This is a genomic window from Xenorhabdus thailandensis, from assembly GCF_037996785.1.
GTDB lineage: Bacteria > Pseudomonadota > Gammaproteobacteria > Enterobacterales > Enterobacteriaceae > Xenorhabdus > Xenorhabdus griffiniae.
The window spans coordinates 1,125,763-1,146,418 of sequence record NZ_JBBMXF010000007.1; the positions used below are offsets into that span (position 1 = coordinate 1,125,763).

The following is a 20,656-nucleotide window of genomic DNA, read 5'->3' on the forward strand; positions in this document are numbered from 1 at the left end:
GTTCCATAATGGCAAATATGCATGATCTTTTGCTTATGACGTTGGCAGACCAAATTGGCCAGCATAAAAAGATTTTGGTTGGATTTAGCGGTGGATTGGACTCCAGCGTATTGTTGCATCTGCTTGTTCGTTTGCGAACCCAATCTCATCAATGGAGTAGCGAACCAATGGCGTTAAGGGCAATCCATATTCACCATGGCTTAAACTTAAAGGCGGATTTATGGGTCGAACATTGTCGCCAAGTTTGTGCCGATTGGCAGGTGGATTTCCGAACCGAAAAAGTCCAACTTGATACTCGCCTGAATGGGATTGAAGCTGCGGCTCGCAATGCGCGTTATCACGCTTTCCAACGTGAGTTACAGCAGGATGAAATTTTAATTACAGCACAACATCTTGATGATCAGGCAGAAACGTTCTTATTAGCATTGAAACGGGGCAGTGGTCCGGCAGGATTATCTTCCATGCCTGCCAGAATGCCATTTGCAGGAACGACATTAATTCGTCCATTGCTAAATGTAAGCCGTGCAGAATTGGAAGAATATGCACAGACACAAAAATTACAATGGGTAGAGGATGACAGTAATCAAGATGATCGTTATGACCGTAATTTCCTGCGTCTGAATATCATGCCATTACTCAATCAGCGTTGGCCTCATTTCCCCCAGGCAGTTTCCCGTAGTGCCAGTTTGTGTGGTGAGCAAGAACAATTACTGGATGAATTGCTGCAAGAATCTTTGGATTCATTGATTACTGCGGAAGGTGCGATATCTATTCCTCCTTTGGAAAGCAGTTCTGAAGCAAAACGAAATGCATTGTTGCGGCGATGGCTCAGTCAGTGTGGGGTAAAAATGCCGGCACGAGAGCAGCTTCAACGCATTTGGTCAGAAGTGGCACTCGCCAGGCAAGATGCAGAACCGCGTTTTAGGTTAGGATCCTATGACATTCGTCGTTATCGGCAGCAACTTTGGCTACTTCCGCAATATCAAAATCTGGCGGGAACTATTCTTGCGTGGGATTTACAGCAGGCATTGACGTTACCAGATGGGTTGGGAATGCTGCTCTGCGCTAAAGAAAATGGCATGACAGTGAGAAAGCCAACCGCTAATGAGCAAGTGACAATTCGTTTTGGTGTTCAGGGGAATATTAGTATTGTGGGACGACAACATTCCCGCCACAGTAAAAAACTGTGGCAAGAATTTGGGGTTGCGCCTTGGCTCAGAGAGAGAACACCTTTGCTCTATTACAACGAAAAACTGATAGCCGCGTTGGGGGTTTTTATCACTAAAGAAGGGCAGAATTTGCCTGATGACGAAGGAATTTCAGTTCAGTGGAAGAAAATTACCCACCATATTTAATGGCAGGGTGAGTGACATAGCGTGGGTTGTAGCGGATTACTCATTGATTTATAGATTTTTTTACATAAAAAGTCCTTATTAAGATAAGGACTTTTGGCAAAAGGTGCTAATCGTTATTCGCGATCAGATTTAAGAATGCTCGATAACAATCGTTCCAATTTCTGGATTGCTGAAACTAATAATGTAATCTAACCTTAATTCACGGGTTCCTTCATTTGAATCGACGAGAAGATATTCAATTTTTTTTCTTAAAATCAGCTTATTAGCTTTTCCTTCAAGTGTTTCACCATCTCGCAATTGGAGATGCAAATATAGCTGGCGTTGGCATGCTAGCTCAAGATTATCGTAATCATCACAGTTAATTGGTTGATATTCTTCGTTATCTATAGACATATTTGCTCACCACTATGTTAGTGGCGGTTATCGTGCCGCCCGTGATTGACCAAAATCAAATGCAAAATGCTACTTACGACTATAGCACAGTAAGCTTCCCGTTATTACGAATAAGTCGGTGAGACTTTCGTGTAAACAAAAAGCAGATAAAACCGGTATCTTACCATTATGCAATAAAATAAAGTCATGCTATTCGATTGCTCTCTCCGTGCATTTTGGAACCCAGTAGAGTAATGTCAATTTTATTAGGTAAAGTTTATGCTTTGCTTGGAAGTCAGTAATTATCTTTTTGAATTTATTGGATCAAATGATGAATAAAAAAATATTGCTTGCATTGTTGGTTGCTGGTGTATTCACCGCTACAGGATGCCAGAATACCTCCGTAACCCAGGATAGCCCTGTATCTGAGGAAAAGTCTCTGCCAACCGAAAACGTGTTTAGTGGTGTTGTACCTTGTGCGGATTGTGCAGGTATCGAAACCACCTTACAACTTGCTAAAGATGGGACATATATATTGGGGCGAACCTATCTGGAAGCTAAACACGGGGAAAATACATTCTTTGAAACCGGTCATTGGGTGATGGATGGTAAAAAGATTGTCTTAAGTCAGCAAGATGGCCAAAAATCTTATTATCAGATGAAAGGCGAAAACCTGGTTATGTTGGATATCGACGGCGAGCCAATTCAATCAGATTTCAATTATGAATTAGATAAAGTCAAACCGAAAAAACTGGCCGGAGAATACAGCTATTTTGCTGATTCCGCGCTCTTTACGGAATGTGGTACAGGAAGGCGTTATGATGCGGCGGAAAATATCGATTTAGAACGTGGCTATAGCGCGACGGGAGTCGAAGGTGGAACCCCTGTTTATGTAGAAATAGAGGGCTATTATACGGTTCGCCCTTCAATGGAAGATGGTTTGTTTGATAATGCCGTGGTTCAAACAGGTAAAATTCGTTTTGATAAGGCTTCTTCCTGCCATACTAAGAAATAACGTATAACAGCGACGCATAATCTTCTGAAAAACCTGCGTAATGAATACGCAGGTTCTCTTAATTAAAGCTGACAAACAAAATTAAGCTGGTTGAATATGGCCTTTCAGGTAATCAACGATATTTTCCAGTTTCAGCATCTGCTTATCACCAGTACGGCGGTATTTATATTCAATCTCACCGTTATCTAAATTACGATCACCGATAACCAGAGTATGTGGTACACCGATCAGTTCCATATCCGCAAACATAACACCAGGGCGTTCTTTACGATCATCGAAAATGACATCAATGCCGTTGGCACGTAAGTCGGCATATAATTTTTCAGCGACTTCTTTCACGCGGTAAGATTTGTGCATGTTCATTGGCAGGATGGCTACCTGGAATGGGGCAATAGCATCTGGCCAGATAATGCCACGATCATCGTGGTTCTGTTCAATGGCTGCTGCAACGATACGGGTGATACCAATCCCATAGCATCCCATAGTGATAACTTGATTGTGCCCATCTTCATTTTGTACAGTGGCTTTCAAAGCGTCAGAGTATTTGGTGCCTAATTGGAAGATATGACCAACTTCAATACCACGCTTGATTAACAGCGTTCCTTTACCGTCTGGGCTGGTGTCACCTTCAACGACATTACGGATATCAGCCACTTCTGGTAATGCTAAATCACGCTCCCAGTTAATGCCGAAATAGTGTTTGTCATCAATATTGGCGCCAGCACCAAAATCACTCATGACAGATACGCTGCGGTCAATAATGACAGGCATCGGCAGGTTGACTGGTCCTAAAGAGCCTGGGCCAGCTTTCACGATGGCGCGGATTTCTTCTTCAGTCGCGAAAGTCAGTGGGCTGGCGACCAAAGACAGTTTTTCTGCCTTGATCTCATTCAGCTCATGATCACCGCGTACCAGCAAGGCAACTAATTTATGCTCGCTTTCTTCTGTAGCATGAACGAGCAGTGTCTTAACGGTTTTTTCAATTGGCAGATTAAATTGTTCTACCAGTTCAGCAATCGTTTTGGCGTTTGGTGTATCAACCAGGCGCATTTCTTCAGACGGAGCCGCACGCTCTTGAGAGGGCATCACTGCTTCAGCCAATTCAATATTAGCTGCATAGTTAGACTCGGTAGAGAAAACGATATCATCTTCACCACTGTCTGCCAGAACCTGGAATTCATGGGAAGCACTGCCACCGATTGAACCTGTATCAGCCAGAACTGCACGGAAATCTAAGCCGATGCGGGTAAAGATCTTGCTGTAGGCATCGTACATCTTATCGTAAGTTTCTTGCAGGGACTCCTGGCTGGTGTGGAAAGAGTATGCATCTTTCATGATAAATTCACGTGAACGCATAACACCAAAACGTGGACGAACTTCATCACGGAATTTGGTCTGGATCTGGAACAGGTTCAGTGGAAGCTGCTTATAGGAAGTGACTTCGTTACGAACCAGATCAGTGATAACTTCTTCATGGGTTGGTCCCAAAACGAAAGGGCGTTCACCGCGATCAACAAAACGCAGTAATTCTGGGCCATATTGTTCCCAACGGCCACTTTCCTGCCACAAATCTGCTGGCTGAACTACTGGCATGGAAACTTCAACCGCTCCTGCATTGTTCATCTCTTCGCGAACAATGTTTTCAACTTTTCTCAACGTGCGGACACCTGTCGGCATCCAGTTGTACAGCCCTGAAGCGAGTTTACGGATCATTCCAGCACGAAGCATCAGTTTATGACTGACGACTTCTGCATCAGCAGGTGTCTCTTTTAACGTAGAGAGCAGATATTGGCTAGTACGCATAGTAAGTTTCCATTGGATAGCGAAAAATAAAGACAAATCGCTAGTCTACCAGTGAGCTTGCGATGTCAAAAGGAGTTTTAGCGGTGTTCGATAGAAACCACTTCTGTTATGGCATTAAAAACGCGCCAGCGGACGTTAAAATCCAAGAGATGAACAGCGTATATGCGGTCTTCCTGCGCGTTTTTACGGTAGGCAGGACGAGGATCTTGCGCTAATACTTGGCTGATAAAGCGCTTCAAATGAGGATAATGGGCTTTGTGGGATAAAAGTTGGTATTCTGCCTCTGGTGAGAAATTCACTGCCATATCTGCCTCTGGTGCTGCCTGGGCAAAACCCGCCTTGGCTTCTGGTCGCGATTCGGCAAAAGGCAGGTAAGGCTTGATGTCGATAACTGGTGTCCCATCCACCAAATCCAAACTACCCAGTTCCAGGATGACGCGGTTGTTCTTGCACTGAATATCTCTCAATTCCACCAGTGACATGCCAATTGGGTTGGGGCGGAAGGTGGAACGGGTGGCAAAAACACCCATTTTGGCATTTCCGCCTAAACGGGGTGGGCGCACTAATGGATTCCAGCCACTCGCCAAGGTTTGATGGAAGACAAAAATAATCCACAAATGACTGAACTGCTCCAACCCGCGTACTGCATCAACCTGATTGTAAGGCGCAAGTAACTCTAGCTGCCCTGTACCATCTTCGACCAAACCCGGCTGGCGGGGAATGGCAAATTTCTCTTTGTAAGGAGAATGAATGGTCCCTATTTGTGTAAACTGAAAATCTGCCATAAGCACTTTTTATTAATCACAATTATTTATTGGTTGTCAGTAAGGCAATGCCTTCACAGATGGCAATTTGGTAACAACCCTGACCCGGTAAAATTGCACATTGATGAAGTAAAACTGCATTTGCGTTTAGATAAGATGCCCTTGTCAGCATATTTTGTCGTGCGGTTGCAATACTGGCGGGAGAGTCTTGCAACGTATTACGGCAGGATTCTCCGGCTACAATACCTAACTCTTTAAATGTAACACCTAAAAGCTCATCCGGCTTGGTATAAAGACGGACATAAGAGGGTGCCTTGCTTTTTTTGACTGACTGATGTTTCAACTTCGGATCTGACATACCAGATTTATTGAACTGGGTTGACGGTGAAGTACACCCAGCGATAAAGAGCGCCATGAAACAGACAGGTAACACACGCATCGAGTTGAATCCTCATTAAAATTAAAAATGGGTGGATATAAAAATATCCACCCAATGATTTTAATCTTGATTAACTGAATAGGAAAGGTTACCAGCCTTTTATTGCTCCACCCTTGAAGGCTTCATTGGCTTCTTTTGCTACTTCTGGAGATTGGTACGCTTTTACAAATTTTTGCACGTTCTCAGCGTCCTTATTGTCTTCGCGACTGACAATGAGATTTACGTAAGGTGAATCTTTATCTTCAACAAAGATGCCATCTTGCTCTGGTGTTAAACCAATTTGCCCTGCATAAGTGTTATTGATAATAGCGAAAACAATCTTTTGGTCGTCCAGTGAGCGTGGCAATTGTGGACCTTCCAACTGTACAATATCCAGGTGCTTAGGATTGCTGGTGATGTCCAAAATAGTTGGCAGCAGCCCCACACCTTCTTTCAGAGTGATAAGACCTTGTTTTTGTAATAACAGCAGAGCGCGGCCTTGGTTCGTCGGATCGTTAGGGATGGCAATTTGAGAACCCTCTTGCAATTCATCCAGTGACTTAATTTTTTTAGAGTATGCCGCCATTGGGAAAATGAAAGAGTTACCAACAATTGCTAATTTATAGTTACGTTCTTTCACTTGCTGATCTAAAAAAGGCTTATGCTGGAAAACATTCACATCAATATCGCCCTTGCTCAATGATTCATTTGGCAGAACGTAATCATTGAATGTCGTCAGTTCGACATCAAGGCCATATTTATCTTTAGCCACTTGTTTAGCAACTTCAGCAACTTTAAGTTCAGGTCCTGCAATAACGCCAACCTTGATATGGTTTGGATCACGTTGTTCCTGTCCGCAACCCGCAAGAATTAATGTACCTAATAATGCACTGATTGCTGCAATAGATTTCAATTTTACTGACATATTTTCACCCCTATTGAATACTGATTTATAACCTGTCTTATCAAGTTACTGCGTACTACTATATTGAGGCTCTTATTCCCTTCATCTTCCAAGTTGCTGCTTTGCCTGCGGCAACTTGAAATTTGTTGGGTATAGGTATAAGCCTTGCCACTTTGTTGAAAACAATTTATTTACGATTGACGGTTTTTGCTAAACGATCACCGCTGATCTGAATCAAGAACACTAAAACAACTAATAATGCTAATACGGTATTCATTATTGTTGCATCGTAGCCGATATAACCATATTGATAGCCAATCTGGCCTAAACCACCGGCACCAACAGCGCCACCCATTGCGGAATAACCAACCAATGTAATTAAAGTTATGGTTGCGGCATTAATCAAACTTGGTAAGGCTTCCGGCAATAAAATCTTTTTGACAATCTGAAACGGCGTTGCTCCCATTGCACGTGCTGCTTCAATTAAGCCAGTCGGAATTTCTAACAATGCATTTTCCACCATGCGGGCAATAAACGGTGCAGCACCCACAGTCAGCGGAACAATGGCTGCCTGCAAACCGATTGATGTTCCCACAATCAGACGGGTAAATGGGATCATCCATACCAATAAAATAATAAAAGGTATTGAACGCGTAATATTTACCAATGCAGAAAGTATGCGATAAAGCGTACCATTTTCAATTATCTGCCCAGGACGGGTAACATATAGAAGTACACCCGCTGGCAATCCAATAACAAAGCCAAAGAAACCAGAGACGAAAGTCATAACGAGGGTTTCCCAGACTCCTTTAGCTAATAATAAAATCATTCCTTCAGACATAACCGAGAACCTCTACTTTCACATGATGCTCTTCTAAAAATGCAATTGTTGATTTAATGCTATCGCTTTCCCCATCTAATTCAGCCAGCATGACCCCAAATTTCACACCGCCGGCGTAGTCAATTTGGGAACTTAATATGCTGATGTCGATATTAAAGCGGCGCACGGCTATCGAGATTACAGGTGCATCAACGGATTTACCTGTGAACTCCAGCTTCAATAATGGACTGCGATCAGGCGCGTATTCCGGTTGCAATTTCTGCAAGTAATCTTCTGGAATATCCAAATGCAACGTAGATTTGATAAATTCCTGAGCAACCGGCGTTTTGGGATGCGAAAATATCTCGCTCACAACATCTTGTTCGATCAATTGTCCACCACTGATGACAGCAACTTGATCACAAATACGTTTAACGACATCCATTTCATGGGTAATAAGAAGAATGGTCAAACCCAGTCGACGGTTAATGTCTTTTAATAATTCCAGAATAGAACGTGTTGTTGCTGGATCCAGAGCGCTGGTGGCTTCGTCGCACAAAAGCACTTTGGGCGAGTTTGCCAGGGCCCGTGCAATAGCAACACGCTGCTTTTGACCACCTGATAAATTGGCAGGATAAGCATCATGTTTTTCAGCAAGGCCAACTAACTCTAGCAATTCGTTAACTTTAGCCTTTATTTCGGCTTTAGGTGTGTTATTAAGTTCCAAAGGTAACGCAACATTGCCAAATACGGTTCTGGATGACAACAAATTAAAGTGCTGGAAAATCATGCCAATATGGCGACGCGCATGTGTTAGCTCACGTTCTGAAAGGGAAGTAAGATCCTGCCCTGCCACTAATACCTGACCAGAAGTTGGCCGTTCAAGCATATTCACACAGCGAATTAAGGTACTTTTGCCCGCACCGGAAGAACCAATAACACCATATATTTGTCCCTGCGGGACATGTAGGTTGATATCTGAAAGCGCTTTTATCGTGCGCGTTCCTTGTTGAAATATCTTATTTATCTGAGTCAGTCTTATCATTTTTTTCTTATTAGATGTAAAGATGAATGACTTGAGAACATTTCAACAAGTCATGAATTAAAGTGGATGTTAAGGCGTCTAGACGTCTAAGTCAACTAGGAATAAATTAAATGCTGCATTCTCAATCAGTAATAAATCATGCGATACTGTCCACTTGATACATTCTTGGAGTAATCAGGTGACTCAAGGTATTCCCGCCGTATTTTTAGATCGTGACGGCACAATTAACATCGATCATGGTTATGTACATGAGATAGATAATTTTCAATTTATTGATGGTGCTATTGAAGCCATGCTTGAATTGAAAAAAATGGGCTATGCTCTGGTTTTAGTGACCAATCAGTCAGGTATTGCACGTAAGATTTTTACTGAAGATCAGTTTATGCAATTAACAGAATGGATGGATTGGTCATTGGCGGATAGAGGTGTTGATCTTGATGGCATCTATTATTGTCCGCATCATCCAGAAGCAGAAGATGAAGGATATAAGAAGCACTGCGACTGTCGTAAACCACAACCAGGTATGTTGTTAGATGCGCAGAAAACATTACATATCGATATGTCCTCTTCTTATATGGTAGGGGATAAAATAGAAGATATGTTGGCAGCTAAGGCAGCAAAAGTTGGAACCAGAGTTCTTGTTCGTACAGGAAAACCGATAACAGAAGAAGCAGAACAAACTGCGGATTTGGTCGTTAATAGCTTGTCAGATTTACCAAATGTAATAAAAAATAGGCAAAAATGACCTTTTGGGCTAAATTGTGAACGTTTAAATAAAAAATCACAAAAAAGACTTGCCTAAATTAGAAGGCTCCCTATAATGCGCTTCCGTTGTCACGACAAACACACAAACCGGTCGGGATGACAACGTGAAAAGCCGCGAAAAATAAGGCTTGACACGGTAAGGGGAAAGCGTAAGATACGCAGCCTCGCAACCCGGAAGACGCTTCCGGTTGCCAACGCTCTTTAACAAGTTAATCAGACAATCTGTGTGGGCACTCGCAAGAGACTATCGAATTGCCGCAAGGCAAAAAAGATTAAAGTCTTAAAGAGTGACTAAGCAGTTAATTCATTATGAACTAACAGTGAAATTCTTTGAGCATCAAACTTTTAATTGAAGAGTTTGATCATGGCTCAGATTGAACGCTGGCGGCAGGCCTAACACATGCAAGTCGAGCGGCAGCGGGGGGAAGCGTGCTTTCCTGCCGGCGAGCGGCGGACGGGTGAGTAATGTCTGGGGATCTGCCCGAGGGCGGGGAATAACCACTGGAAACGGTGGCTAATACCGCATAATCTCTAAGGAGCAAAGTGGGGGACCTTCGGGCCTCACGCCTTCGGATGAACCCAGATGGGATTAGCTGAGTAGGTGGGGTAATGGCCCACCTAGGCGACGATCCCTAGCTGGTCTGAGAGGATGGCCAGCCACACTGGGACTGAGACACGGCCCAGACTCCTACGGGAGGCAGCAGTGGGGAATATTGCACAATGGGCGCAAGCCTGATGCAGCCATGCCGCGTGTATGAAGAAGGCCTTCGGGTTGTAAAGTACTTTCAGTGGGGAGGAAGGCACAAGGGTCGAATACACCCTGTGATTGACGTTACCCACAGAAGAAGCACCGGCTAACTCCGTGCCAGCAGCCGCGGTAATACGGAGGGTGCAAGCGTTAATCGGAATTACTGGGCGTAAAGCGCACGCAGGCGGCCAATTAAGTTAGATGTGAAATCCCCGGGCTTAACCTGGGAATGGCATCTAAGACTGGTTGGCTAGAGTCTCGTAGAGGGGGTAGAATTCCACGTGTAGCGGTGAAATGCGTAGAGATGTGGAGGAATACCGGTGGCGAAGGCGGCCCCCTGGACGAAGACTGACGCTCAGGTGCGAAAGCGTGGGGAGCAAACAGGATTAGATACCCTGGTAGTCCACGCTGTAAACGATGTCGATTTGGAGGTTGTGGCCTTGAGCTGTGGCTTCCGGAGCTAACGCGTTAAATCGACCGCCTGGGGAGTACGGTCGCAAGATTAAAACTCAAATGAATTGACGGGGGCCCGCACAAGCGGTGGAGCATGTGGTTTAATTCGATGCAACGCGAAGAACCTTACCTACTCTTGACATCCACGGAATTCTGCAGAGATGCGGAAGTGCCTTCGGGCACCGTGAGACAGGTGCTGCATGGCTGTCGTCAGCTCGTGTTGTGAAATGTTGGGTTAAGTCCCGCAACGAGCGCAACCCTTATCCTTTGTTGCCAGCACTTCGGGTGGGAACTCAAGGGAGACTGCCGGTGATAAACCGGAGGAAGGTGGGGATGACGTCAAGTCATCATGGCCCTTACGAGTAGGGCTACACACGTGCTACAATGGCAGATACAAAGAGAAGCGACCTCGCGAGAGCAAGCGGACCTCATAAAGTCTGTCGTAGTCCGGATTGGAGTCTGCAACTCGACTCCATGAAGTCGGAATCGCTAGTAATCGCAGATCAGCATGCTGCGGTGAATACGTTCCCGGGCCTTGTACACACCGCCCGTCACACCATGGGAGTGGGTTGCAAAAGAAGCAGGTAGCTTAACCTTTTGGAGGGCGCTTGCCACTTTGTGATTCATGACTGGGGTGAAGTCGTAACAAGGTAACCGTAGGGGAACCTGCGGTTGGATCACCTCCTTACCCAAACGATAGTGATTGTGCAGTGCCCACACAGATTGTCTGATAAAAGAAGAGACGGAAACGAAATAGGCTTGTAGCTCAGGTGGTTAGAGCGCACCCCTGATAAGGGTGAGGTCGGTGGTTCAAGTCCACTCAGGCCTACCAATTTTTCTGTCCGGTGACATGGGGCTATAGCTCAGCTGGGAGAGCGCCTGCCTTGCACGCAGGAGGTCAGCGGTTCGATCCCGCTTAGCTCCACCATGACTCTTCTTGACTTTAATGATTTCAGAACGCATCAAACGCGGTGTGTTGTGAAATCATTGCTCTTTAACAATCTGGAACAAGCTGAAAATTTGAAACCGTCAATGTTATGGAATGATAACATTGGTGAAACTCTCAACACTCCGACCGGAAGACTTCTTCGGGTTGTGAGGTTAAGCGACTAAGCGTACACGGTGGATGCCTAGGCAGTCAGAGGCGATGAAGGACGTGCTAATCTGCGAAAAGCGCCGGTGAGCTGATATGAAGCGCTATCAGCCGGCGATGTCCGAATGGGGAAACCCGGTGCAATCCGTTGCACCATCATTAACTGAATCCATAGGTTAATGAGGCGAACCGGGGGAACTGAAACATCTCAGTACCCCGAGGAAAAGAAATCAACCGAGATTCCCCCAGTAGCGGCGAGCGAACGGGGAGGAGCCCAGAACCAGCATCAGTGTGTGTGTCAGTGGAAGCGCCTGGAAAGGCGCACAGTAAAGGGTGATAGTCCCGTACACGAAGAGACACAGGCTGTGGGTTCGATGAGTAGGGCGGGACACGTGTTATCCTGTCTGAATGTGGGGGGACCATCCTCCAAGGCTAAATACTCCTGACTGACCGATAGTGAACCAGTACCGTGAGGGAAAGGCGAAAAGAACCCCGGCGAGGGGAGTGAAAAAGAACCTGAAACCGTGTACGTACAAGCAGTGGGAGCCTTGATTTATCAGGGTGACTGCGTACCTTTTGTATAATGGGTCAGCGACTTATATTCTGTAGCAAGGTTAACCGCATAGGGGAGCCGCAGGGAAACCGAGTCTTAACTGGGCGTTAAGTTGCAGGGTATAGACCCGAAACCCGGTGATCTAGCCATGGGCAGGTTGAAGGTTGGGTAACACTAACTGGAGGACCGAACCGACTAATGTTGAAAAATTAGCGGATGACTTGTGGCTGGGGGTGAAAGGCCAATCAAACCGGGAGATAGCTGGTTCTCCCCGAAAGCTATTTAGGTAGCGCCTCGTGAACTCATCTTCGGGGGTAGAGCACTGTTTCGGCTAGGGGGTCATCCCGACTTACCAACCCGATGCAAACTGCGAATACCGAAGAATGTTATCACGGGAGACACACGGCGGGTGCTAACGTCCGTCGTGAAGAGGGAAACAACCCAGACCGCCAGCTAAGGTCCCCAAGTCATGGTTAAGTGGGAAACGAAGTGGGAAGGCTCAGACAGCCAGGATGTTGGCTTAGAAGCAGCCATCATTTAAAGAAAGCGTAATAGCTCACTGGTCGAGTCGGCCTGCGCGGAAGATGTAACGGGGCTAAACCATGCACCGAAGCTGCGGCAGCGACACTAAGTGTTGCTGGGTAGGGGAGCGTTCTGTAAGCCGTTGAAGGTCCACTGTGAGGTGGGCTGGAGGTATCAGAAGTGCGAATGCTGACATAAGTAACGATAAAGCGGGTGAAAAACCCGCTCGCCGGAAGACCAAGGGTTCCTGTCCAACGTTAATCGGGGCAGGGTGAGTCGACCCCTAAGGCGAGGCTGAAAAGCGTAGTCGATGGGAAACAGGTTAATATTCCTGTACGGGCCCGAATTGCGATGGGGGGACGGAGAAGGCTAGGCAAGCCGGGCGACGGTCGTCCCGGTTTAAGTGTGTAGGTGGGCTAACTTGGCAAATCCGGTTGGCCATGACACTGAGGCACGATGACGAGGCACCACGGTGCTGAAGTTGCTGATGCCCCGCTTCCAGGAAAAGCCCCTAAGCTCCAGATTCGGGTCCATCGTACCCCAAACCGACACAGGTGGTCAGGTAGAGAATACTCAGGCGCTTGAGAGAACTCGGGTGAAGGAACTAGGCAAAATGGTGCCGTAACTTCGGGAGAAGGCACGCTGGCGTTAGGTGAAGGAACGTGCGTCCGGAGCCGAGGCCAGTCGCAGATACCAGCTGGCTGCAACTGTTTAATAAAAACACAGCACTGTGCAAACACGAAAGTGGACGTATACGGTGTGACGCCTGCCCGGTGCTGGAAGGTTAATTGATGGGGTTATCGCCTCGGCGAGAAGCTCTTGATCGAAGCCCCAGTAAACGGCGGCCGTAACTATAACGGTCCTAAGGTAGCGAAATTCCTTGTCGGGTAAGTTCCGACCTGCACGAATGGCGTAATGATGGCCAGGCTGTCTCCACCCGAGACTCAGTGAAATTGAACTCGCTGTGAAGATGCAGTGTACCCGCGGCAAGACGGAAAGACCCCGTGAACCTTTACTATAGCTTGACACTGAACATGGAGCCTTGATGTGTAGGATAGGTGGGAGGCTTGGAAGTGTGGACGCCAGTCTGCATGGAGCCATCCTTGAAATACCACCCTTGAATGTTTGATGTTCTAACGCCGGCCCGTTATCCGGGTTGCGGACAGTGTCTGGTGGGTAGTTTGACTGGGGCGGTCTCCTCCCAAAGTGTAACGGAGGAGCACGAAGGTTAGCTAATCACGGTCGGACATCGTGAGGTTAGTGCAAAGGCATAAGCTAGCTTGACTGCGAGAGTGACGGCTCGAGCAGGTACGAAAGTAGGTCTTAGTGATCCGGTGGTTCTGCATGGAAGGGCCATCGCTCAACGGATAAAAGGTACTCCGGGGATAACAGGCTGATACCGCCCAAGAGTTCATATCGACGGCGGTGTTTGGCACCTCGATGTCGGCTCATCACATCCTGGGGCTGAAGTAGGTCCCAAGGGTATGGCTGTTCGCCATTTAAAGTGGTACGCGAGCTGGGTTTAGAACGTCGTGAGACAGTTCGGTCCCTATCTGCCGTGGGCGTTGGAAGATTGCAAGGGGCTGCTCCTAGTACGAGAGGACCGGAGTGGACGCACCACTGGTGTTCGGGTTGTCATGCCAATGGCACTGCCCGGTAGCTAAGTGCGGAAGAGATAACCGCTGAAAGCATCTAAGCGGGAAACTTGCCTTAAGATGAGTCTTCCCTTACCCCTAGAGGGTACTGAAGGGACGTTCGAGACGAGGACGTGGATAGGCCGGGTGTGTAAGCGTTGCGAGACGTTGAGCTAACCGGTACTAATGAACCGTGCGGCTTAACCTGACAACACCGAAGGGGTTTTCGGGAGTGGAAAGAGAGACGGGTTTCAGCGTAGAAAAGCAGCTTGTTCGGGATTGAAAACAGGATTTGTCTGGCGGCAATAGCGCGGTGGTCCCACCTGACCCCATGCCGAACTCAGCAGTGAAACGCCGTAGCGCCGATGGTAGTGTGGGGTCTCCCCATGTGAGAGTAGGGCACTGCCAGACATCAATTAGCCAGAGAAGCCATCCGTCATCGGATGGCTTTTTTGCGTTTGGGTGTTTGGAAAAATCAATTTTGACCTCATCAATGAACTCTATAACACAGCTTTTCCTTTACATGAGCAGAGAAGTCATCAGGGCCGTTTGTCTTAAGCTACCCTGAGCAGCTAAGCAAACAGAGTTATCAGGCGTTTAAAGATTGTTTGAACCTCCAAGTTATGAACTCTGCCTATCTTTAATTTTATTAATGAAAGGTTGATATTGGTTACATCGTATTATGACTAATATCACCTTAACTTTTCTCCCTTATTCTGATAACTATTTTCCATATAATAAAATGAAATAATTTCAATTTGAGTACAATAACTCGACATTTTCCTTCCGTTTGGGGTAAATTTGGCTATCTAGAAGTCTAAAGGTAAAAACTAAATAGTCGAGGTTTTAAGCAATGCCAATTCGTGTACCAGATGAATTACCTGCGGTGAATGCTCTTCGCAATGAAAACATCTTTGTTATGACGTCAACACGGGCCAATATTCAGAATATTCGTCCATTGAAGGTATTGCTGCTCAACTTAATGCCAAAGAAGATAGAAACAGAAAACCAGTTTATTCGCTTATTGTCTAACACACCGCTTCAAATCGATATTCAATTGCTGCGCATTGATAGTCGTCAATGTAAGAATACCCCTGCTGAACACCTGGATACTTTTTATTGTGATTTTGATTCAATAAAAGATCAAAATTTTGATGGATTGATTGTCACAGGCGCCCCGTTAGGACTTATTGAATTTGAAGATGTGGTGTATTGGAGTGAAGTTGAAAAAATAGTGACTTGGGCAAAAGAACATGTTACTTCGACACTTTTTGTTTGTTGGGCGGTTCAAGCTGCATTAAAAGTTCTTTATCAACTTCCCAAGCATACCCGAAAAACTAAACTCTCTGGTGTTTATTCTCATTCAACTTTAAATCCTCTGGCATTGTTAACCCGTGGATTTGACGAAACATTTTTTGCTCCTCACTCGCGTTTTGCTGATTTTCCTGAATCTCTTATTCGTGAACATACGGATTTAGATATTTTAGCCCGTTCAGAAGAGGCTGGAGCCTATTTATTTGCCAGTAAAGATAAGAGATTAGTATTTGTAACAGGGCATCCTGAATATGATGTAGGGACATTAGCTGCGGAATATTGGCGTGATCGTAATGCAGGTTTGGAACCAAAGTTGCCGGTCAATTACTTCCCGGATAACGATCCTGCAAATAAACCTGTTGCATCTTGGCGTAGTCACGGCCATTTACTATTTTTAAATTGGTTGAATTACTATGTCTACCAAATTACGCCATACGATCTTGCTTTTATGAACCCTACCTTAGATTAAACCCAATTTAAATTTTAAATAAAAATGAGGGGTTGCTGAAGCGAGACACTTCTCATTTTGTTAATTTTCCTTCCGTTGCTGTCGTTCAATCATCAACCGTGATTTTTCATGCATAACAAAAACTTAACATTGTTGAGTGGAATTTTTCGGAATTTATTTCCTTACTTTTTTTATCTTTAACTTGTCTTAATTTATTGATTATATTTAATTAATTTTAATTATTAAAAATAATGGAAACTGTTTTTGATTTATTTTTTTAATTGATTATTCTTAAGCAGATGAGTGCTTAAATGTGAGAAGTGGGGAAATTATGCAGCAGGCATTAGCAACAAAATTAACCTTTATTAAACCTTTTGGAGAGGCGGAGAAACAGGTGTTATCACCTGAATCTATTCGCTTTTTAGAAGAATTAATTATCGAATTTTCTGACAGACGTACAAAATTATTGAATGAACGTGTACGTTGGCAGGAAAAGATAGATAATGGTTCATTACCTGACTTTATTTCGGAAACAGCTTCCATTAGAAATGGGAATTGGAAAATTCAGGGAATACCCGATGATCTCAAAGATCGTCGAGTTGAAATAACCGGTCCTGTAGAGCGCAAGATGGTCATCAATGCCTTAAATGCCAATGTAAAAGTATTTATGGCCGATTTTGAGGATTCATTAGCACCTGAATGGGATAAGGTTATCAATGGACAGATTAACTTAAGGGATGCTGTCAATGGGACTATCTCATATACCAATGAGCAGGGTAAGCGTTATGAGTTGAAAGCAGATCCTGCAGTATTGATTGCCCGGGTTAGGGGATTACATCTATCAGAAAAACATATCCTCTACAAGAACGAACCGATTTCTGGCGGGTTGTTTGATTTTGCTCTCTATTTCTACTTGAATCATAAGAAATTACTGCAAAAAGGCAGTGGTCCTTATTTTTATCTACCTAAAATACAGAGCTACCATGAAGCACAATGGTGGAGTGATGTTTTCAGTTTTACAGAATCACGTTTCAATTTGCCAATAGGTACGATTAAGGCAACGGTTTTGATTGAAACCTTGCCAGCCGTATTCCAGATGGATGAAATTTTGTATCACTTACGTCATCACATCGTTGGCCTAAATTGTGGGCGCTGGGATTATATTTTCAGTTATATCAAGACACTGAAAAATCATGCTGACCGCGTTTTGCCGGATCGTCAATCCGTGACGATGACACAACCTTTCTTGAGTGCTTACTCTCGCTTGCTGATTAAAACCTGTCATAAACGTGGCGCATTTGCAATGGGCGGGATGTCGGCATTTATTCCTAGTAAAGATCCTGCGCAAAATCAGCAAGTTTTGCACAAAGTCAGAGCGGATAAAGCACTGGAAGCCAATAACGGCCATGATGGTACATGGGTGGCGCATCCAGGGCTTGCAGATATTGTCATGGAGGTTTTTGACGCAAAGCTGGGAGAACGTCACAACCAATTAACCGTTTTACGTGAAGAAGATGAGGCGATTACGGCTGAACAATTACTTGCGCCTTGTTTGGGAGAAAGAACAGAAGAGGGAATGCGCGCAAATATTCGAGTTGCCGTTCAGTACATAGAAGCCTGGATTTCGGGGAATGGCTGTGTACCGATTTACGGTTTAATGGAAGATGCTGCTACAGCAGAGATTTCCCGAACTTCGATTTGGCAATGGATCCGCCATGAAAAATCACTCTCTAACGGTAAAAAAGTGACAAAGGAACTGTTCAGAGAAATGTTAAAAGAAGAACTCGATGTTATTAAACAGGAAGTTGGGGAGCGGCGTTTTAATCAAGGACGGTTTATGGAAGCTTCTGATTTAATGGAAAGAATTACCACTCAGGACAACTTAATTGATTTCCTAACATTACCTGGTTATCAGTTATTAGACTAGCTTAAAGACAATAATGGCAAAAATATCCGATTAATTAAAAATAGGAAGTAGAACATCATGACCATATCCCGGAAACAACAAATCGCTCAGTTGGAACAAGAGTGGCAACAACCGCGTTGGAAAGGTGTCACTCGACCATATAGTGCTGAAGACGTCGTCAAATTGCGTGGTTCGATTAATCCTGAACATACTTTAGCGCAAATGGGGGCGAAAAAATTATGGAACTTGTTGAATGGTAAAGCAAAAAAAGGCTATGTGAATGCGCTTGGGGCGCTGACAGGCGGCCAGGCACTTCAACAAGCTAAAGCAGGTATTGAGGCGGTTTATCTTTCCGGCTGGCAAGTGGCGGCAGATGCGAACACCGCAGCGAGCATGTATCCTGATCAATCATTGTATCCTGTTGATTCTGTTCCTAATGTAATCAAACGTATTAATAATAGCTTCCGTCGTGCAGATCAGATCCAATGGTCAAGTGGTATCGAGCCAGATAGTCAAGAGTATATTGACTATTTCCTGCCGATTGTCGCTGATGCAGAAGCGGGGTTTGGTGGGGTATTGAACGCATTTGAACTGATGAAAGCGATGATCGAGGCTGGTGCCGCGGCAGTGCATTTTGAAGATCAACTGGCGGCAGTGAAAAAATGTGGACACATGGGTGGGAAAGTCTTGGTTCCGACTCAAGAGGCTATTCAGAAGTTGGTCGCTGCACGATTAGCGGCTGATGTCTCTGGTGTACCCACCTTGCTAATCGCTCGCACTGACGCAGATGCAGCAGATTTACTGACTTCAGATTGTGATCCTTATGACAAAACGTTCATTACTGGCAAACGAACCTGTGAAGGTTTCTATTGCACCCGTGCTGGTATTGAACAAGCTATCAGTCGTGGATTGGCTTATGCGCCTTACGCAGATGTTGTCTGGTGCGAAACCTCGACACCGGATATTGAAGCGGCTCGTTGTTTTGCTGAAGCCATCCATGCTAAATATCCTGGCAAGTTGTTAGCTTATAACTGTTCGCCTTCTTTCAACTGGAAAAAGCATCTGGATGATAAAACGATCTCCAGTTTCCAGGATCAGTTATTTGCGATGGGATATAAATTCCAGTTCATCACACTCGCGGGCATACATAGCATGTGGTTCAACATGTTTGATTTGGCCTACGATTACGCACGTGGTGAAGGAATGAAACATTATGTTGAAAAAGTTCAGGAACAAGAATTTGCTGCCCTTGACCGTGGTTATACATTCTCCTCACATCAGCAGGAAGTGGGTACGGGATATTTTGATAAGGTGACCACGATTATTCAGGGAGAGGGTTCTTCTGTTACTGCATTAACCGGATCAACTGAAGAACAGCAATTCTAAGTTCATTATCCTGATTGAGGTAGTAAATTGTGGGGGAATTCCAATAAAGGGATACCCCTTTACGTGTCGGGTAGAGGTGGCTAAATATGGAAATAGATCTCGCACATTTAATTGCACAAACCATTTTACAGGGATTTGATGCGCAATATGGTCGGTTTCTGGAAGTCACTTCTGGGGCGCAGCAACGTTTTGAACAGGCTGACTGGCCGGCTGTACAACAGGCGATGAAAAAGCGGATTAACTTGTATGATCATCATGTTGGATTGGTGGTGGAGCAATTGAAACGCATTCACACTCCGTTACAATATGATGAAGATTACATTGCCGAAGTTAAAGCGGTTTATACCTGTTTACTGCCTGATTATCCGCGTTTTGAAATTGCAGAAAGTTTTTTTAATTCAGTTTACTGTCGATTTTTCAAACATCGTAACTTGAAACCAGAAAACCTCTATATCTTTTCTTCTCAACCTTCTTCCCGTTTTCGCCATATTTCTCGCCCATTATCACGGGATTTTTTCCCTGATGGGGATCTGCATCAATGCTGCGAACCATTTTAAATGATTTGCCATTACGCCTTAAATGGGAGGATTTAGATCGAGATATTGGTTATATCACGCAATATTTACAGAATACATTCTCCCAATGTGATTTATTACACTCCACATTCCAAATTGCTAATGAACTATTTTACCGTAATAAGGCAGCCTGGTTAGTAGGAAAAATTAGAATGGGGGCGATTGTGTATCCCTTTTTGTTACCGATTCATCACAATGAATCGGGGGAATTTTTGTCGATACCTGCCTGACCAATTACGATGATGCCAGCATTGTTTTTGGTTTTGCCCGTTCCTATTTTATGGTTTACGCGCCCTTACCCGCAGCGTTAGTTGAGTGGTTGCGTGAAATTCTTCCTACGAAATCCACGGCAGAGCTATACATGGCGATAGGCTGTCAGAAACACGGTAAAACAGAATACTACCGTGAATACTTGACATTCCTTAATGCCACTCAGGAACAGTTTACAATTGCACCAGGTGTGAAGGGCATGGTCATGCTAGTTTTCACTTTCCCGTCATTTGATCGTGTATTTAAAGTGATTAAAGACAAATTTGCACCACAGAAAGAGGTTTCTCAAGAACGTGTTCAGGAGTGCTATCGACTGGTAAAAGAGCATGATCGTGTTGGAAGAATGGCAGATACTCAGGAATTCGAAAACTTTGTGATTGATAAACGCCATATTAGTCCTGAGTTAATGGTAGAATTGCAAAAAGAGATACCCGAAAAGTTAGAAGATTTTGGAGATAAAATCTTAATAAAGCATCTCTATATGGAGCGTAAA

Annotated in this window: 13 protein-coding genes, 2 tRNA genes, 3 rRNA genes and 1 pseudogene; 12 read left to right on the forward strand and 7 right to left on the reverse strand. The window is 44.7% G+C overall.

Features of this window, described 5'->3' with window-relative positions; translation table 11 throughout:
- Positions 1-8 precede the first annotated feature (8 nt).
- Complete coding sequence (gene tilS / locus AAC853_RS07665) at positions 9-1,355, forward strand: tRNA lysidine(34) synthetase TilS (protein ID WP_340614141.1); 1,347 nt, start codon at positions 9-11, stop codon at positions 1,353-1,355.
- Positions 1,356-1,484: 129 nt separating this feature from the next.
- On the opposite strand, the gene rof is transcribed toward tilS, so the two are convergent.
- Positions 1,485-1,748: a Rho-binding antiterminator gene (rof, locus tag AAC853_RS07670; protein ID WP_189759685.1), complete on the reverse strand. Its 264-nt coding sequence runs from the start codon at positions 1,746-1,748 to the stop codon at positions 1,485-1,487.
- Positions 1,749-2,058: 310 nt separating this feature from the next.
- Here rof and nlpE point away from each other — a divergent pair, with 310 nt between their 5' ends.
- Positions 2,059-2,742, forward strand: coding sequence for an envelope stress response activation lipoprotein NlpE (gene nlpE / locus AAC853_RS07675; RefSeq protein ID WP_340614142.1), 684 nt, complete (start codon positions 2,059-2,061; stop codon positions 2,740-2,742).
- An 81-nt stretch (positions 2,743-2,823) separates the two neighbouring features.
- Here the strand turns inward: nlpE and proS are convergent, their stop codons facing one another.
- The 6 genes from proS to metN form a co-directional block, all read right to left on the reverse strand.
- Positions 2,824-4,545, reverse strand: a complete 1,722-nt coding sequence (gene proS / locus AAC853_RS07680; RefSeq protein WP_340614143.1) for a proline--tRNA ligase — start codon at positions 4,543-4,545, stop codon at positions 2,824-2,826.
- A 77-nt stretch (positions 4,546-4,622) separates the two neighbouring features.
- Positions 4,623-5,330, reverse strand: a complete 708-nt coding sequence (gene tsaA / locus AAC853_RS07685) for a tRNA (N6-threonylcarbamoyladenosine(37)-N6)-methyltransferase TrmO (protein ID WP_340614144.1) — start codon at positions 5,328-5,330, stop codon at positions 4,623-4,625.
- 22 nt (positions 5,331-5,352) lie between these two features.
- Positions 5,353-5,748: an Rcs stress response system protein RcsF gene (rcsF, locus tag AAC853_RS07690; protein WP_340614145.1), complete on the reverse strand. Its 396-nt coding sequence runs from the start codon at positions 5,746-5,748 to the stop codon at positions 5,353-5,355.
- A gap of 88 nt (positions 5,749-5,836) precedes the next feature.
- Complete coding sequence (locus AAC853_RS07695) at positions 5,837-6,652, reverse strand: MetQ/NlpA family lipoprotein (protein WP_273558546.1); 816 nt, start codon at positions 6,650-6,652, stop codon at positions 5,837-5,839.
- Between the two features lie 166 nt (positions 6,653-6,818).
- Entirely contained in the window at positions 6,819-7,472 is a 654-nt protein-coding gene (locus tag AAC853_RS07700; protein WP_273558544.1) for a methionine ABC transporter permease MetI, read from the reverse strand.
- On the reverse strand, positions 7,465-8,496 hold the full coding sequence (metN, locus tag AAC853_RS07705) for a methionine ABC transporter ATP-binding protein MetN (protein WP_273558542.1): 1,032 nt from the start codon (positions 8,494-8,496) through the stop codon (positions 7,465-7,467). The genes AAC853_RS07700 and metN overlap by 8 nt, the downstream gene beginning before the upstream one ends.
- A gap of 178 nt (positions 8,497-8,674) precedes the next feature.
- On the opposite strand from metN, the gene gmhB reads away from it, so the two are divergent.
- The 10 genes and pseudogenes from gmhB to aceK all read left to right on the forward strand — a co-directional run.
- A complete protein-coding gene (gene gmhB / locus AAC853_RS07710; RefSeq protein ID WP_273558540.1) occupies positions 8,675-9,241 on the forward strand; it encodes a D-glycero-beta-D-manno-heptose 1,7-bisphosphate 7-phosphatase in 567 nt (188 codons plus the stop codon).
- Between the two features lie 366 nt (positions 9,242-9,607).
- A 16S ribosomal RNA gene (locus AAC853_RS07715) occupies positions 9,608-11,150 on the forward strand.
- Between the two features lie 67 nt (positions 11,151-11,217).
- Positions 11,218-11,294, forward strand: a tRNA-Ile gene (locus AAC853_RS07720).
- Between the two features lie 20 nt (positions 11,295-11,314).
- Positions 11,315-11,390 (forward strand) — tRNA-Ala (locus AAC853_RS07725).
- A gap of 171 nt (positions 11,391-11,561) precedes the next feature.
- Positions 11,562-14,472 (forward strand): 23S ribosomal RNA (locus AAC853_RS07730).
- Positions 14,473-14,559: 87 nt separating this feature from the next.
- Positions 14,560-14,675 (forward strand): 5S ribosomal RNA (gene rrf / locus AAC853_RS07735).
- Together the 16S, 23S and 5S rRNA genes with 2 tRNA genes alongside form the textbook arrangement of a ribosomal RNA operon.
- A 442-nt stretch (positions 14,676-15,117) precedes the next feature.
- Positions 15,118-16,047 carry a homoserine O-acetyltransferase MetA gene (metA, locus tag AAC853_RS07740; protein WP_338884480.1) on the forward strand — a complete coding sequence of 310 codons (930 nt, stop codon included), beginning with the start codon at positions 15,118-15,120 and terminating at the stop codon, positions 16,045-16,047.
- A gap of 310 nt (positions 16,048-16,357) precedes the next feature.
- Complete coding sequence (aceB, locus tag AAC853_RS07745) at positions 16,358-17,953, forward strand: malate synthase A (protein ID WP_340614146.1); 1,596 nt, start codon at positions 16,358-16,360, stop codon at positions 17,951-17,953.
- Between the two features lie 57 nt (positions 17,954-18,010).
- Entirely contained in the window at positions 18,011-19,318 is a 1,308-nt protein-coding gene (aceA, locus tag AAC853_RS07750; RefSeq protein WP_340614147.1) for an isocitrate lyase, read from the forward strand.
- An 86-nt stretch (positions 19,319-19,404) separates the two neighbouring features.
- Positions 19,405-20,656: pseudogene (gene aceK / locus AAC853_RS07755) on the forward strand (bifunctional isocitrate dehydrogenase kinase/phosphatase); the annotation flags it as partial.